Genomic DNA, 15,193 nt, shown 5'->3' with positions numbered 1-15,193 from the left:
AATCTGATCGATTGATCAGCGGTGATTAGTCAGCCAGTTCAGAGCGTGCTCACGCGCAAGGCGGTCTGTCAGCAGGATGTGATCCAGATCCTGGACGGATTCAGGAACCAAGCTTTCAAGCGTGTGTTCAATGATAACAGGGATATCAGTAAAACCAATGCGCCTTCCCAGGAAAGCCTCGACGGCCACTTCGTTGGCTGCGTTCAATACAGCGCATGCGGTACCGCCCACCTCTGCCGCTTCTCGGGCAAGACGCAGACATGGAAACATTACTGGATCCGGCGGCCGGAAATCGAGCCGCGCCACGGTGAGCAGGTCCAGAGGGCTAACCCCGGAGTCAACACGCTCCGGCCAAGCCAGAGCATGAGCAATGGGGGTCCGCATATCCGGATTGCCTAGCTGGGCGATAACCGAGCCATCTATGTAGTCAACCAGCGAGTGCACCACACTCTGTGGGTGAATAACCACCTCGATCTGCGACGGACGGACGTTAAACAGCCAAGACGCCTCGATCAGTTCCAGACCTTTGTTCATCATACTCGCAGAATCAACCGAAATTTTCTGACCCATCGACCAATTTGGGTGCGCGCAGGCCTGCTCCGGCGTAACAGAGGACAAGTCCCCTGCTTGCATATCACGAAACGGACCGCCCGAAGCAGTAAGCAGTATCCGCCTGACTCCGACGCTGGCCATGCCACGAGCATAATCGAGCGGCAGACATTGGAAAATAGCGTTGTGCTCGCTGTCTATGGGCAATAGCACTGCGCCATGCTTCTGTACCGCCTGCATGAAGAGCGCACCGGACATGACCAGGGCTTCTTTGTTGGCGAGTAGCACCCGCTTGCCGGCACGCACTGCCGCCAACGTAGGCCGTAAGCCTGCTGCGCCAACAATAGCCGCCATTACAACATCCACTGACTCCGCTGCGGCTACCTGCTCTAACGCATCACCGCCAGCTAGGACTTCTGTCAGACAACGGGCCTCACGCAGGTGCGTTTGCAACACCAGCGCCTGCGCCGCATTGGCGACAACGGCATAACGTGGGTTGTGAGCAAGGCATTGGGCCTTCAGCACACTCATGCGGCTATGGCCCGTGAGCGCAAAAACAGCGTAACGCTGGGTATGCCGACTGATGACATCCAGGGTGCTAACGCCTATCGACCCGGTCGCACCGAGCACGGTTACCCAGGTTACGCTCACGCCAGACGTTCTCCGATGACAATCCAGCATAAGGCAAAAACCGGGACCGCCGCCGTCAGACTATCTATACGATCGAGCACACCACCGTGACCAGGCAGCAGACTGCTACTATCTTTAAGACCCTGTTCACGCTTGAAGAGACTTTCGGTCAGGTCACCGACGATAGAAAAAAGCACGACGATCGCCGCCGTCGCCAGACCCAGCAACAAAGCCACCGGATTCCAGCCAAGATATAGCAGGGCAAGCAATGCTAGCAGCTGGGTAAAAACCAGTCCGCCAATCAGACCTTCGACCGTCTTGCCAGGGCTGACCCTGGGTAGCAGCTTGCGACTACCCCAAGTCTTGCCAGCCACATAGGCGCCTACATCGGCCGCCCAAACCAGTATCAGTACGGCCAGAATCAACCACAAACCGTTATCCAGCGCGCGCAGCCAAACCAGTCCGTACCATGCGGGCAGCAGAACAAACAGACCAAACAACTGACTGATCATTGATCCGGCCCAAAGCCCACGACCTTTCGGATACCGGCTGATCAGCACCAGAGCAACCATCCACCAGACCAGAGCGGGTATAAGCAGGTATTGAGCAGGCCAGGCATCGCGATACAGTCCAACCATGAACAGTCCCACTACCAGTGCATAAACAACTCGACCCTTCTGACTCGTTTCACCAGCCAGGCGCGCCCATTCCCAGGCCCCCAGAACCACAATTGCCCCAACGAATAATGCGAAGCCACCTCCCTCAAGGAAGATAAAGCCAGCAATGGCCAATGGCGCAAGAATAACCGCTGTGATGATTCGTTGTTTAAGCATCAGGTCTGCGCTCCGTGTATCTGTTCGCTGGTTTTGCCGAAACGACGTTGCCGCCGTGCAAAATCGGCCAATGCTTCACGCAGCGCATCATGCTTGAAATCCGGCCAGTACAAGTCGGAAAAGTACAGCTCGGCATACGCTAACTGCCAAAGGAGAAAGTTACTGATCCTGTGCTCCCCACCCGTACGAATACACAGATCCGGAAGTGGCCAGTCCGCAGTACTCAGACAGGACTGAAGGTCCGCTTCGGTAATGGATCCAGCTTCCAGTGTGCCATCAGCCACCCTGAAAGCCAGCTGTCGGGAAGCCTGAGCGATATCCCATTGGCCTCCATAATTGGCAGCTATTACCAGTGTTAGCCGACTGCATTCAGCGGTTAGCGTCTCGGCGGCGTCCATCGCATTGCGTAAATCCGGCGCGAAGCGGGACCGATCACCGATAATACGCAGGCGAATATCGTTTTCACGCAGGCGCCGGACCTCTCGACGCAACGCCCCGAGGAAAAGATCCATAAGTGCACCAACCTCGTCTTCGGGCCGTCGCCAGTTTTCACTGGAAAACGCGAAGAGTGTGAGAACTTCGACACCCTCTTCCGCGCAGACTTCAATCGCCGCCTTTACCGCATCTACACCGGCCTTGTGGCCGGCGACGCCCGGCATGAGTCGCTTGCGTGCCCAGCGGTTGTTGCCATCCATAATGATTGCAACATGGCGGGGTATTGCTGCAGTTTTGTCACTCATTGATAAGCATGTGGAATCCAACCATCAGATGGCCATCAGATCCGCTTCCTTGGCTTCCAGCGCCTTGTCGATCTCGGCGATGTATTTATCAGTCAGTTTCTGGATATCGTCGGCACCCCGACGCTCTTCATCCTCACTGATTTCCTTTTCCTTTTGCAGATCTTTGATTGAACTCAGCGCGTCGCGGCGAATATTGCGAATGGCAACGCGCGTATTCTCCGCTTCCGAGCGTGCGGTTTTGGTAAAACCCTTGCGCGTTTCCTCAGTCAGCGCCGGCATCGGGATACGAATGGTGGTTCCAGCCGTTGCCGGATTTAGCCCGAGATCGGACTTCATGATCGCCTTTTCCACCGCTTGAATCATGCTTCTATCGAACACAGTCAAGGCCAGTGTGCGGGAATCCTCGACGTTGACATTCGCCACCTGGCGTAGCGGTGTATCACTGCCGTAATACGACACGATAACGCTGTCGAGAATACTCGGGTGCGCCCGCCCCGTCCGAATCTTGGCAAAAGCATGGCCCAGGGATTCGACTGACTTCTTCATGCGCTCCTGCGCATCTTTCTTGATTTCGTTGATCATCGTTAACCCTCGATCAGTGTCCCTTCGGCGCTACCTACTACCGCATTGAGCAGCGCACCCGGCTTGTTCATGTTAAACACCCGCAGGGGCATCTTGTGATCGCGAATCAGACAGATCGCGGTGAGATCCATCACACCGAGCTTTAGATCCAGGACCTGATCGTAGGTCAGAGTATCGAACCGCTCAGCATTCGGATCCTTCATCGGATCCGCGTTATACACACCGTCGACCTTGGTCGCTTTGAGCACCAGATCAGCGTCCATCTCGATACCGCGCAGGCATGCAGCAGTATCGGTGGTAAAGAAGGGGTTGCCCGTACCTGCGGAGAATATTACCACGTCCCCACCGGCAAGATAGCGCATAGCCTTGCGCCGATCGTAGTGTTCGGTCACCCCTTCCATGGTAATGGCAGACATGACGCGCGTCTGAATGTTAGAGCGCTCCAGGGAGTCACGCATGGCAAGTGCGTTCATCACCGTCGCCAGCATACCCATGTGATCGCCGGTAACCCGGTCCATGCCCGCAGCGTGCAGTGCCGCACCACGAAAGAGGTTGCCGCCACCGATGACCAGGCCGATCTGCACGCCGATACCGATCAGCTGGCCGAGCTCCAGCGACATGCGGTCCAGAACCTTAGGATCAATACCAAACCCTTCGGTCCCCATAAGGGCTTCACCGCTTAGCTTGAGTAGGATTCGTTTGTACTTGGGCTGACGACTTCCGGGTACCTGGGCCATGATGACTCTCCTGCTGGGAATGGCGAAACGCTCAACAAGTTACATCCGGGGTCAGCGTCGGGACTTACCGTCTGCGGGCATACTGCAGACTCCTCGCCAACATGTCCTGACCGTGACGACTGCCACTTGTTCAGTGTTTCCTAAAAAAGAGGCTTCACGCCTGCGCGGGAAGCCTCTATCTGAAACCGTGTTACAGGCCACCTCGCGGGTGGCCTGTCATGCGCCGTTCCGGTCGCATATCCACTACTTAGTCGCCGCAACCTGTGCAGCTACTTCAGCAGCAAAATCCACTTCGGCACGCTCGATGCCCTCGCCCACTTCGTAGCGAACGAAATCGATGATTTGCGCTCCGGCCTTCTTCGCCAATTCACCAACTTTGACGTCAGGATCCTTGATAAAGGGCTGCTCGATCAGACTGGCTTCGGACAAGAACTTATTGATGCGGCCTTTAATCATGTTTTCGACAATATTTTCTGGCTTGCCGGCAATTTTCTCAGCATTGAGTGCCAGGAAAATTTCCTTTTCCTTGGCTACTGCTTCATCGGACACCTGAGTCGGATCAAGGAACTGAGGATTGCTAGCAGCCACGTGCATCGCGATATCCTTGGCCAGCTCGGCATCACCACCTTTAAGGGTAACCAATACACCAATACGGTGACCGTGCAGGTAAGCGCCAATTACATCGCCTTCGACACGGGTCAAGCGACGGATATTAACGTTTTCACCACACCTAGCGATCAACGCTTCGCGGGAAGCTTCCTGATCAGCAATCAAAGGCGTTGCATCGGTATAGCCTGCAGCTACAGCCTTCTCCAGGCTCTCGCTGACAAAACCCTTGAAATCATCCTGCAGAGCCAAAAAATCGGTCTGCGAGTTAATTTCGATAATCACACCGCTCTTTCCATCATCTGCAACCTTGGCGGCAATAGCGCCTTCGGCAGCGATATTACCAGCCTTTTTGGCGGCCTTGATCGAACCGGCAGCACGCATGTCATCAATGGCCTTCTCAATGTCGCCACCGGCAGCTTCCAGGGCTTTCTTGCAATCCATCATGCCTTGGCCAGTGCGCTCGCGCAGTTCCTTGACCATGGCTGCAGTAATCTGTGACATGAATTGTTCCTCTACTTGCTTGATTTGAGGCTGCCCCTTCATCGCTCGACAGCCGTATCATGTTGCTTTCAATATATGACAAAAAGGGGGCATGGCCCCCTTTCTGTTACAGCGTCAAACGGCAGGAAAACAACCGTTAGCCCTGTGAAGCCTCTGCAGCTGGAGCAGCTTCTTCGACGAACTCGTCGCCAGCGCCACCGCCGTTCTTGCCGCTGAGGATCGCGTCAGCCATAGCCGCAGCGTACAGCTTGATGGCGCGAATCGCGTCATCGTTACCGGGAATAACGTAATCAACGCCATCCGGGCTGCTGTTGGTGTCGACGATACCGATAACCGGAATACCCAACTTGTTGGCTTCGGTAATGGCGATGCGCTCGTGATCTACGTCGATGACGAACATGGCGTCAGGCAGGCCGCCCATATCCTTGATACCGCCAAGGCTGCGATCAAGCTTCTCTAGATCGCGGGTACGCATCAGCGCTTCTTTCTTGGTCAGCTTGGTAAAGGTACCGTCATCGGCCTGGATTTCCAGGTCGCGCAGACGCTTGATCGATGCACGAATGGTCTTGTAATTGGTCAGCATGCCACCCAACCAGCGATGGTCAACGTACGGCATACCAGCGCGGGTTGCTTCTTCAGCGATGATCTTGCTGGCAGCACGCTTGGTACCAACGAAAAGGACCTTGTTCTTGCCGGAAGCCAGTTTCTCGACGAAGCTCAGGGCATCGTGGAACATCGGCATGGTCTTTTCGAGGTTGATGATGTGAATCTTGTTGCGGGCGCCGAAAATGTATTTACCCATTTTCGGATTCCAGTAACGGGTCTGGTGGCCGAAGTGCGCACCGGCCTTCAGCATATCGCGCATTGATACTTGAGTCATGACAGCTCCAATGTAGTTCGGGTTGAGCCTCCACGCATCCCAGTGTCCAACCCCGCGGGGCACCCAGGACAATGTGTCGATACGTGTGTGGTTTCGGTTTAGGCCTGAAAGCTCCTCGAGGGATACTCCCCGTTGATCTTTATTCAGGCGCGGCGCTTTATACCATACAAAAGGTAACGAATAAAGGCGCAGATGCCCAACGGTCATACCGGACGACCCTCAACAGCACGCGGCATGTCTGTTAACATAGTCGATTGACTTCCTCGCCAGCTGGCGTCACAACAGAGAGAACCTGCCATGACTGTTACCATCAAGACCCCGGAAGATATCGCTGGCATGCGTATAGCCGGACGCCTGGCGGCTGAGGTACTGGAAATGATCGGCGAACATGTGAGACCCGGCGTGACAACAGAAGAGCTGGATCGGATCTGCCACGATTTCATAGTCAACGTGCAGAAAGCGATCCCCGCCCCTCTTAATTACGGCGGCGCCCCAGGACGGATTCCATTCCCCAAGTCAATCTGCACTTCGATCAATCATGTCGTCTGTCACGGCATCCCGAACGAGAAACAGCTTAAGAATGGCGATGCACTGAATATAGATGTTACCGTCATTAAGGATGGATATCACGGCGATACCAGCAAGATGTTTCTGGTCGGCGATACATCCGAATGGGTCCAGCGCCTAGCTCGGATTACTCAGGAATGTATGTACAAGGGTATAGAGGTCGTACGTCCAGGTGCCCGACTGGGCGACATCGGTCAGGTAATCCAGGACCATGCACATGCTAATCACTTCAGTGTTGTGCGTGAGTATTGCGGACACGGCATCGGCAAGGTATTTCATGAAGATCCTCAGGTTCTGCATTACGGTCGCGCCGGCACGGGCATGGAGCTCAAGGAAGGCATGACCTTCACCATTGAGCCCATGATCAACCAGGGTCGACATGAAACACGCCTGCTCGGCGACGGCTGGACCGCGATCACCAAGGATCGCAAGCTGTCAGCCCAATGGGAGCACACCATTCTGGTAACGGCCGACGGCTATGAAGTACTCACACGCCGTCAGGAAGAAAGCTTCCAATAACCGATCTTCGGGGTAGCTCCGTGCAAAACGAGTTGTTCGATCCCGGCCAATTCCAGGCCGAACTAGCATTAAAAAGCAGCCCTGTGGCGGCATTCAAGAAGGCCATCCGCAATGCAGATGCGATTTTGCGTGCACGCTTTGAAGCTGGTCGCGATATTCACCTGCTGATCCATGAGCGAGCCTGGTTCACCGACCAGATTCTGCGCAAGGCGTGGTCGATCCAGGCAGCTACCGACATGCCCGGCATTGCCCTGCTAGCCGTCGGCGGCTACGGTCGCGGGGAACTGCATCCTCACTCTGACATTGATCTTTTAATTCTGCTGCGTGAAAGCAATACGGACGCTTATCGCGACTCGATAGAACAATTTCTAATGCTGCTTTGGGACATTGGTCTGGAAGTGGGCCAAAGCGTTCGCTCGATCAGTGAATGTCAGGATGAGGCACGTAGCGATATTACGGTCATAACCAACCTGATGGAGTCCCGTACCCTCTCCGGTGATGAGAGCCTGCGCCAGGCAATGATCGAGGCGATCAGTGCCAAACACATGTGGAGCGACGCCGAGTTTTTCCGCGCGAAACGCGCCGAGCAACAAAAACGCCATGCCAAGTTCAATGACACCGAATACAACCTTGAACCTAACGTCAAGAGCTCGCCGGGGGGCCTGCGTGACATCCAGACCATCGGTTGGGTTGCGCTGCGGCATTTCGGTACCAACGACTTGCGAGAACTGGTCGATCGCGGATTTGTGAACGAACCAGAATACGACATTCTGACTGCCGGCAGGGCATTTCTCTGGCAGGTCCGCTTCGCCCTCCACAACCTCGCTGGACGCGCGGAGGACCGCTTGCTGTTTGATTACCAGCGTACCCTCGCTACGCTGCTTGGCTACGAAGATAACGACAGCAAACTGGCTGTCGAGCGATTCATGCAGAGATACTATCGTGTAGTCATGTCGCTATCTGAGCTCAACGATCTGCTGATGCAACACTTCGAAGAAATTTTGTTGCGTAATGCGGAAACGACTGAAATCGAACCGCTGAATTCGCGCTTTCAGGTGCGTAATCATTATATTGAAGTGACCCACCCGGATGTGTTCAAACGAACACCTTTCGCGCTCCTGGAAATTTTTCTGCTTATGGCGCAACACCCGGAAATTCGAGGAGTGCGCGCCGACAGCATTCGGCTGCTTCGTGACAACAGGCGGCTGATCGATGATGATTTCCGTGCGGACATACGCAATACCAGCCTGTTTGTTGAACTTTTCCGCTGCAAGGAAGGCATACACCGCAACCTGCGCCGGATGAATCGCTACGGCATTCTGGGCCGCTATCTGCCGGAATTCGGCAAGATCGTTGGGCAGATGCAACACGACCTTTTTCATATTTATACCGTGGACGCCCACACCCTCAACCTGATCAAGCACCTACGCAAGCTCAATCAGCCTGAATACCAAGAGAAATATCCTTTAGCATGGCGGATATTTTGCCGCCTGCCCAAGCCCGACCTGCTTTACATGGCTGGGCTGTACCACGATATAGCCAAGGGCCGCGGCGGTGATCACTCCGAACTTGGAGCGGTAGACGCGAGGTTATTCTGCCAACGCCACCAGCTTCCCGCCTGGGATACCCACCTGATCAGCTGGCTAGTCGAAAATCACCTCATAATGTCCACCACCGCGCAACGCAAGGATATATCCGACCCCCATGTGATCCACGACTTTGCGGTACATGTGGGCAACCAAGTGCGTCTGGATTATTTATACGTGTTGACCATCGCCGACATCAACGCAACCAACCCTACTCTGTGGAACTCATGGCGTGCCTCCCTGCTGCGCCAACTCTATACTGAGACCAAGCGCGCACTGCGCCGCGGCCTAGATAATCCACCTAATCGCGAAGAGCATGTACGACAGACCCAGCGTGCCGCATTGGATATTCTGGTGCGCAGTGGCGTGGAAGAGGAAGACGCCGAGGAGCTATGGGAGCAGTTGGGCGAAGACTATTTCCTGCGTCACACCGCCAGTGATGTCGCATGGCATACCGAAGCAATCGTTCAGCACCCCGATCGTAACGGGCCGTTGGTATTGATCAAGGAAACCGCTCAGCGCGAATTCGAAGGGGCCACGCAGATATTCATTTATACCCCGGAGCAGCATGACCTGTTTGCGGTCACCGTGGCAGCGATGGACCAACTGAATTTGAGTATTCAGGACGCGCGTATTATCACTTCGACGAACCGCTTCAGTCTGGACACCTACATTGTGCTCGACGCAGATGGCAGCTCGATCGGGGACAGTCCCGATCGGATACGCCAGATCAAGCGGAACCTGATTGAGGCGCTGGCCGATCCTGATGCCTATCCCTCAATTATTCAGCGCCTGGTGCCGCGACAGCTCAAGCATTTCTCCTTCGCTCCGGAGGTGACGATTTTCAATGCCCCGGAGCGCCAGCATACGATTCTCGAACTCAGCGCACCTGATCGACCCGGACTGCTGGCACGCATGGGGCGCATCCTGCTGGATTTCGACATCAACGTGCAAAACGCCAAAATTGTCACACTCGGCGAGCGGGTGGATGATGTTTTTGTCCTCACCGATGCCAACAATCAGGCGCTTTCGGATCCGGAAATATGCCGCAGGCTGCAAAATACCATTGTCGAGACCCTCGGCAACAACAGTGATCAGACCCAAACAAGTCTGTCCACCCAGATCCTGATCTGAGGACCATTACCAACATGAATACCGATCTGGAACGTCTGCAGCCCTACCCGTTCGAAAAGCTGCGTGCACTGCTAGCCAACGTCACACCGCATTCTGGACTGCGTCCGATCGCGCTGTCGATTGGCGAACCCAAGCATCCCTCGCCTCCGTTTGTACTGCACACCCTGGCCAACAATCTCGACAAGGCCGCCGTTTACCCCACTACACTGGGTATCGTTGAGCTGCGCCAAGGCATTGCAAGCTGGCTAGAGCGGCGCTTTGATCTAAAGCATGTAAATGCAGCGACGCAGGTAATTCCCGTCAACGGCACCCGCGAAGCCCTCTTTTCATTCACCCAGGCCATGGTCAATCGCGACTCTAGCGGCCTGGTAGTCAGTCCCAATCCGTTCTATCAAATCTACGAAGGCGCCGCTTTTCTAGCAGGTGTAGAGCCGCATTACCTTACCTGCAACGAAAACAACGGATTCATACCCGACTTTGACCAAGTCCCTGACACGGTCTGGCAGCAGTGCCAAGTACTGTTCATCTGCACGCCGGGCAATCCAACCGGTGCTGTCATGCCGTTAGCGACGTTGCAGCGCTTGATCGAATTGGCTGACGCACATGACTTTGTCATTGCCTCTGACGAGTGTTACAGCGAGATCCACGCGCCGGACAGTATGGGCCCCATCGGTCTTCTGCAGGCATGCTCTGCAATGGGTCGCGACGACTACGCACGCTGCGTGGTATTCCACAGCTTGTCAAAACGTTCGAACCTGCCTGGCCTGCGTTCGGGCTTCGTAGCAGGGGATGCCAGATTGCTGGCACCTTACCTGACCTACCGCACCTACCATGGCTGCGCCATGCCGGTGCAAACCCAGATGGCGAGCCTTGCAGCCTGGCAGGACGAAACTCACGTGGTGGAAAACCGAGCTCAGTACCAGGCCAAATTTAACGCTGTTCTCGACATACTGAAAAACGTGATGGATGTGCAGCGTCCGGATGCCGGTTTTTATCTATGGCCACGAACACCCATCGATGATCAGGACTTTACCCGCCGTCTGCTCGCCGAACAGAATGTGTCCGTGGTGCCGGGGAGTTTCCTCTCCCGCGATGTTGATGGGTATAATCCCGGCGCCGGTAGAATTCGCATGGCCCTTGTCGCACCTTTGACAGACTGCATAGAGGCAGCGCACCGCATCCGTGAATTTATCGAGAGCCTGAACAAATGACTACGATGTACGGCATCAAGGCCTGCGACACGGTAAAGAAAGCGTGCGCTTGGCTCGACGACCAGAATGTCGAATATGCCTTTCATGATTACAAGAAAGCGGGCATAGACACTCAGACACTGGCTGCATGGTGCGCCGAGCACGGTTGGGAAACAATCCTCAACCGGCAAGGAACCACGTTTCGTAAACTGAACGAAGAGCAAAAACAAGACATCGATACGGAAAAGGCCATTGCATTGATGCTGGCCAATACTTCGATGATCAAAAGACCGTTACTTGATACCGGTTCACGGCGCCTAGTGGGGTTCAAACCGGACCTTTACGCCGCCGCCTTTGTCTGACCAACGCATCAACAGCACCGAAGGAATTACGCAATGAGCGAATGTTTCAGCCTGGCCTTTGGCATCGGCACACACAACAGCGAGGGTGAATGGCTCGAGGTTTTTTACCCGCGACCCCTGCTCAACCCCGAGCCCGAGATGGTCAAAATTGTTGCTGAACAACTTGGTTACAGCGGCGGCAATAAGGCTATTACCTTGTCCCCGAGCCAATGCCGCGTCATCGGCGAGGCACTCGGCCAGGGTGGTTTTATCGAGGTTGGCGCAATCCTTAGCCAGCTCGAGAGCAGCAATCGTCCAATCGTTGCGACGCTACTCGAGACCGATGCTGCTCCCGTCTCCACGCCTGAGGCCTACTTGAAATTGCACCTGTTGTCTCACCGTCTGGTCAAGCCGCATGGCGTTGTGCTCGCCGGCATTTTTCCGTTACTGCCCAACGTGGCCTGGACTAACCAGGGAGCAATCGATATCAACGAATTACCCCAGCGGCAGCTTGCTGCTCGCTTGGCTGGTGAGACACTCAATGTATTGAGCATCGACAAGTTCCCCTGCATGACCGATTACGTGGTACCTGCTGGTGTGCGCATCGCTCACACTGCACGGGTACGCCTGGGCGCCTATGTGGGTGAAGGCACCACGGTGATGCACGAAGGCTTTATTAACTTTAACGCTGGAACAGCCGGTACCAGCATGGTTGAAGGTCGCATCTCCGCAGGCGTATTCGTTGGCAAGGGGTCCGATCTCGGCGGCGGATGCTCGACCATGGGTACGCTCTCAGGCGGTGGCAACATCGTCATCTCGATTGGTGAAGGCTGTCTGATCGGGGCGAACGCTGGTATCGGTATTCCACTGGGCGACCGCTGTACTATCGAAGCGGGCCTGTACATCACCGCCGGCATCAAGGTTGCGCTGCTTGATGACTCGGACAATCTGGTAGAGATCGTCAAGGCTCGTGATCTGGCCAGCCAACCAGACCTACTGTTTCGCCGTAACTCGCAAACCGGCTCGATCGAATGCAAGACCAACAAGAGCTCGATCCAGCTGAACGAGATGCTGCACGCGCACAACTGAGCAGCCCGAAAGGCAGTCATAAAAAGGCCCATTCCGCTAGTCGGACGGGCCTTTTGTCTTTCTTAATCTAGGACCTGCCGACCGCTGCTTTGAGCAATATCCGGTCAACCAGTCTCGCCGCCAGCACCAGGCCGAAGGTACCAGTGACCATCGATACCGCGCCTAGCCCACCCTCACAGTCGAGTTTGACCGTCTCACCATCGAAGCTTTTTTGCAGGCAGACAGTGCCATCCGGAGCCGGATAACGCAGTTGCTCGGTAGAGTACACACAGGGCACACCAAAGCTACGTTTGCTGTCAGCACCGGGGAAATTATGGTTGCGTCGCAACTGCGAGCGCGCCTTCGCGGCCAGCGGGTCATTTGTCGTTCGGGAGAGGTCCGCCACCGTCACCTTCGTGGGATCAATCTGCCCACCCGCACCCCCTGCCGTCACAATGGGAATGCGTCTGCGACGACACCAGGCAATCAGCTCAACCTTGGATTTCACACTATCAATACAGTCGGCAACACCGTCGAGGTCTTCGGTAATGTAGTCTGGCAAAGTGCGATCTGTGACGAAATCCATTACGGCTCGTACCTCGCAATCCGGATTGATTGCCCGCAGCCGCTCGGCCATCACCTCAACCTTAGGTCGTCCGATGTGTCCGGTCATGGCTGGTAGCTGCCGATTAGTGTTGGTCTGGCACACCTCATCCAGATCAATCAACGTGATACGCCCGATCCCGGTACGGCCCAGCGCCTCGGCTGCCCAGGAGCCCACCCCGCCGATACCGACCACGGCAATGTGGCTACGGCGTAATTGTTCAAACGCTTCTCGTCCATACAACCGAGCGATACCAGCAAAACGCGGATCATCGGTAGTGGGTTCTTCAACTGTAATATCTTCGGCCATGGGCACCTCTGCAAAACACCGCGCAATTATAGCCCAGCTGAGTCCTGCCGGCGCGCAGACGCCGTAGTGGTGTTAACATGTTCGCCGCAATTATTCATCCGGAGCGCTCATGGGTTTGCTGTTTGAAGAAATCGATATCCAACCCTCTGTCATTGGCGAAATCTCCCTGCGCCGCCGGCGAATACCTGCGCTCGGCGACCGTGATATATACGAGGTCAAGCTCGGCGACGAGTTCCTAATGTCGAGCATGTTTTTCGAGGCAGAAATAGCGCTGGCCGACTTGGGCCTAGCGGCACTGCAGGGCGATAATCTGCAAGTCGTCGTTGGCGGCCTGGGCTTGGGTTACACCGCCGTCGCCGCACTGAAGGACCCGCGCGTCAGCGAACTGCTGATAGTCGATTACCTGGAGACGGTAATCCGCTGGCATCAGCAGGAGAAAGTACCACTGGGCAAGGAGCTCAACGCCGACTCTCGCAGCCGCTATGTACACGGCAGTTTCTTCGAGCTGGCCGTAGCGCAAGACAAGGGCTTTGACCCACAGTGCCCGGCTAGAACCTTCGATGCGATACTGCTGGATATCGACCATTCGCCTCGCGCGCTGCTGCACCAGTCCAACGCCAGTTTTTACACGGTTGCCAATCTCGCGCGGATGAGCCAGCAACTTAGGACCGGCGGTGTATTTGCACTTTGGTCACAGGACCCGCCAGATAGCGAATTTATGCAGGTAATGGATGCGGTCTTTACTCGGGCCGCCGCTCATGTTGTTCCTTTCTTCAATCCGTTTCAAAACGGTGAAGCCACTAATACTATTTATCTAGGAGTCAAAGCCTGATGCCCTTCCATTCTCGCAACAAGCACAAGGGGCATTACAACTTTGGCGCCCTTGCCGCCGCCAATCCGGCACTAAAAAAACTCATCATAGTGGGCAAAACCGGCGACCGGACGCTGGACTTCAGCAACCCTGAATCCGTGCGTGAGCTCAATCGCGCATTGCTGTCGGCACAATACGGCATCCTAGACTGGGATATACCAGCCGGTTATCTGTGCCCGCCGATCCCTGGTCGCGCTGATTACCTGCATACACTGGCGGACTTGCTTGGCGACAGCCATGACGGCCAGATCCCCACCGGTCCCAAACTGGTTGGACTGGACATCGGCACCGGGGCGAATCTGGTGTATCCATTGATTGGCCAGAATGAGTATCAGTGGTGCTTTGTCGGCAGCGACATTGACCAGAATGCACTGGAGAATGCTGCACGCATATTAGCCGCCAACCCCAAGATGCAGCCGCATATCAGCCTACGCCTCCAAGCCGATCCCGATCGCGTTTTTCATGGCATTGTCGCGGCACAGGAGCAATTCGACTTCACGCTGTGCAACCCCCCTTTCCATCCCAGTGCCGGTGCTGCCAAAGACGCTAACCGGCAGAAATGGCAAAAGCTTAACAAGGGAAAATCGCTGGAAGAGAGCCCAGGCCTGAATTTTGGTGGCCAGAGTAACGAGCTGATCTGTAATGGTGGCGAGAGTGGATTTCTTGCCCGCATGATCGCCGAGAGCGCAGAGCTCGCTGGCCAGGTTTTCTGGTTCAGCAGTCTGGTGTCCAAGGCATCCAACATACCGGCGCTTGAACAGCAGCTGCGCACTCTGGGTGCAACCGATGTGCGCAGCCTGGAGATGGCCCAGGGCGAAAAGCACAGCCGACTGCTCGCCTGGACCTTCCTCGACAAGAAGCAGAGACGCGCGTGGCGCAAAGCGCGCTGGCCACAGCCGCACAAACCTTGACGGTCGGCCCGATGCTGCGTGATTCTGCTATC

General features: G+C 55.5%; 15 protein-coding genes. 7 read left to right on the top strand and 8 right to left on the bottom strand.

Going from position 1 to position 15,193, the window contains the following annotated elements:
* Window positions 1–15: 15 nt before the first annotated feature.
* The 7 genes from ispC to rpsB form a co-directional block, all read right to left on the bottom strand.
* Complete coding sequence (gene ispC, locus ACJAXR_RS07985) at window positions 16–1,200, bottom strand: 1-deoxy-D-xylulose-5-phosphate reductoisomerase (RefSeq protein ID WP_415057730.1); 1,185 nt, start codon at window positions 1,198–1,200, stop codon at window positions 16–18.
* Window positions 1,197–2,012 (bottom strand): phosphatidate cytidylyltransferase, encoded by an 816-nt coding sequence (locus ACJAXR_RS07980; protein ID WP_415057729.1) that lies wholly within the window; start codon window positions 2,010–2,012, stop codon window positions 1,197–1,199. Before ACJAXR_RS07980 ends, ispC begins: the two co-directional genes overlap by 4 nt.
* Window positions 2,012–2,752 carry a polyprenyl diphosphate synthase gene (gene uppS / locus ACJAXR_RS07975; RefSeq protein WP_415057728.1) on the bottom strand — a complete coding sequence of 247 codons (741 nt, stop codon included), beginning with the start codon at window positions 2,750–2,752 and terminating at the stop codon, window positions 2,012–2,014. Before uppS ends, ACJAXR_RS07980 begins: the two co-directional genes overlap by 1 nt.
* A gap of 24 nt (window positions 2,753–2,776) precedes the next feature.
* A complete protein-coding gene (gene frr, locus ACJAXR_RS07970; protein WP_415057727.1) occupies window positions 2,777–3,334 on the bottom strand; it encodes a ribosome recycling factor in 558 nt (185 codons plus the stop codon).
* A gap of 2 nt (window positions 3,335–3,336) precedes the next feature.
* Window positions 3,337–4,071 carry a UMP kinase gene (pyrH, locus tag ACJAXR_RS07965; RefSeq protein ID WP_415057726.1) on the bottom strand — a complete coding sequence of 245 codons (735 nt, stop codon included), beginning with the start codon at window positions 4,069–4,071 and terminating at the stop codon, window positions 3,337–3,339.
* Between the two features lie 243 nt (window positions 4,072–4,314).
* Window positions 4,315–5,181: a translation elongation factor Ts gene (tsf, locus tag ACJAXR_RS07960; protein WP_415057725.1), complete on the bottom strand. Its 867-nt coding sequence runs from the start codon at window positions 5,179–5,181 to the stop codon at window positions 4,315–4,317.
* Window positions 5,182–5,317: 136 nt separating this feature from the next.
* Complete coding sequence (gene rpsB, locus ACJAXR_RS07955) at window positions 5,318–6,061, bottom strand: 30S ribosomal protein S2 (RefSeq protein ID WP_415057724.1); 744 nt, start codon at window positions 6,059–6,061, stop codon at window positions 5,318–5,320.
* A gap of 297 nt (window positions 6,062–6,358) precedes the next feature.
* Between rpsB and map the strand changes: the two genes are divergently transcribed.
* From map to dapD, 5 genes are read left to right on the top strand one after another with little or no spacing between them, the layout of a single operon-like run.
* Window positions 6,359–7,147: a type I methionyl aminopeptidase gene (gene map, locus ACJAXR_RS07950; protein WP_415057723.1), complete on the top strand. Its 789-nt coding sequence runs from the start codon at window positions 6,359–6,361 to the stop codon at window positions 7,145–7,147.
* A gap of 20 nt (window positions 7,148–7,167) precedes the next feature.
* Window positions 7,168–9,867, top strand: a complete 2,700-nt coding sequence (locus tag ACJAXR_RS07945; protein WP_415057722.1) for a [protein-PII] uridylyltransferase — start codon at window positions 7,168–7,170, stop codon at window positions 9,865–9,867.
* Between the two features lie 14 nt (window positions 9,868–9,881).
* On the top strand, window positions 9,882–11,078 hold the full coding sequence (gene dapC / locus ACJAXR_RS07940; protein ID WP_415057721.1) for a succinyldiaminopimelate transaminase: 1,197 nt from the start codon (window positions 9,882–9,884) through the stop codon (window positions 11,076–11,078).
* Window positions 11,075–11,419: an ArsC family reductase gene (locus ACJAXR_RS07935; RefSeq protein WP_415057720.1), complete on the top strand. Its 345-nt coding sequence runs from the start codon at window positions 11,075–11,077 to the stop codon at window positions 11,417–11,419. The genes dapC and ACJAXR_RS07935 overlap by 4 nt, the downstream gene beginning before the upstream one ends.
* Window positions 11,420–11,452: 33 nt before the next feature.
* Window positions 11,453–12,487, top strand: coding sequence for a 2,3,4,5-tetrahydropyridine-2,6-dicarboxylate N-succinyltransferase (dapD, locus tag ACJAXR_RS07930; protein ID WP_415057719.1), 1,035 nt, complete (start codon window positions 11,453–11,455; stop codon window positions 12,485–12,487).
* A 67-nt stretch (window positions 12,488–12,554) separates the two neighbouring features.
* On the opposite strand, the gene tcdA is transcribed toward dapD, so the two are convergent.
* Window positions 12,555–13,379: a tRNA cyclic N6-threonylcarbamoyladenosine(37) synthase TcdA gene (gene tcdA / locus ACJAXR_RS07925; RefSeq protein WP_415057718.1), complete on the bottom strand. Its 825-nt coding sequence runs from the start codon at window positions 13,377–13,379 to the stop codon at window positions 12,555–12,557.
* Between the two features lie 109 nt (window positions 13,380–13,488).
* Here tcdA and ACJAXR_RS07920 point away from each other — a divergent pair, with 109 nt between their 5' ends.
* The gene (locus ACJAXR_RS07920; RefSeq protein WP_415057717.1) at window positions 13,489–14,211 is read left to right on the top strand and encodes a spermidine synthase; all 723 of its coding nucleotides are present in this window, start codon (window positions 13,489–13,491) and stop codon (window positions 14,209–14,211) included.
* Window positions 14,211–15,161 (top strand): 23S rRNA (adenine(1618)-N(6))-methyltransferase RlmF, encoded by a 951-nt coding sequence (gene rlmF, locus ACJAXR_RS07915; protein WP_415057716.1) that lies wholly within the window; start codon window positions 14,211–14,213, stop codon window positions 15,159–15,161. Before ACJAXR_RS07920 ends, rlmF begins: the two co-directional genes overlap by 1 nt.
* The last annotated feature ends 32 nt before the right edge of the window (window positions 15,162–15,193 follow it).

The sequence above is a fragment of the Halopseudomonas sp. genome, assembly GCF_047631575.1.
Classification (GTDB): domain Bacteria; phylum Pseudomonadota; class Gammaproteobacteria; order Pseudomonadales; family Pseudomonadaceae; genus Halopseudomonas.
This window is presented reverse-complemented; position numbering and strand designations above follow the sequence as displayed.

What these genes read in the sequence shown, in the direction of transcription:
- ACJAXR_RS07980 (WP_415057729.1), bottom strand. Translation starts at nt 2,012, where the DNA reads ATGCTTAAACAACGAATCATCACAGCGGTTATTCTTGCGCCATTGGCC.
- uppS (WP_415057728.1), bottom strand. Translation starts at nt 2,752, where the DNA reads ATGAGTGACAAAACTGCAGCAATACCCCGCCATGTTGCAATCATTATG.
- frr (WP_415057727.1), bottom strand. Translation starts at nt 3,334, where the DNA reads ATGATCAACGAAATCAAGAAAGATGCGCAGGAGCGCATGAAGAAGTCA.
- pyrH (WP_415057726.1), bottom strand. Translation starts at nt 4,071, where the DNA reads ATGGCCCAGGTACCCGGAAGTCGTCAGCCCAAGTACAAACGAATCCTA.
- tsf (WP_415057725.1), bottom strand. Translation starts at nt 5,181, where the DNA reads ATGTCACAGATTACTGCAGCCATGGTCAAGGAACTGCGCGAGCGCACT.
- rpsB (WP_415057724.1), bottom strand. Translation starts at nt 6,061, where the DNA reads ATGACTCAAGTATCAATGCGCGATATGCTGAAGGCCGGTGCGCACTTC.
- map (WP_415057723.1), top strand. Translation starts at nt 6,359, where the DNA reads ATGACTGTTACCATCAAGACCCCGGAAGATATCGCTGGCATGCGTATA.
- dapC (WP_415057721.1), top strand. Translation starts at nt 9,882, where the DNA reads ATGAATACCGATCTGGAACGTCTGCAGCCCTACCCGTTCGAAAAGCTG.
- ACJAXR_RS07935 (WP_415057720.1), top strand. Translation starts at nt 11,075, where the DNA reads ATGACTACGATGTACGGCATCAAGGCCTGCGACACGGTAAAGAAAGCG.
- dapD (WP_415057719.1), top strand. Translation starts at nt 11,453, where the DNA reads ATGAGCGAATGTTTCAGCCTGGCCTTTGGCATCGGCACACACAACAGC.
- tcdA (WP_415057718.1), bottom strand. Translation starts at nt 13,379, where the DNA reads ATGGCCGAAGATATTACAGTTGAAGAACCCACTACCGATGATCCGCGT.
- ACJAXR_RS07920 (WP_415057717.1), top strand. Translation starts at nt 13,489, where the DNA reads ATGGGTTTGCTGTTTGAAGAAATCGATATCCAACCCTCTGTCATTGGC.
- rlmF (WP_415057716.1), top strand. Translation starts at nt 14,211, where the DNA reads ATGCCCTTCCATTCTCGCAACAAGCACAAGGGGCATTACAACTTTGGC.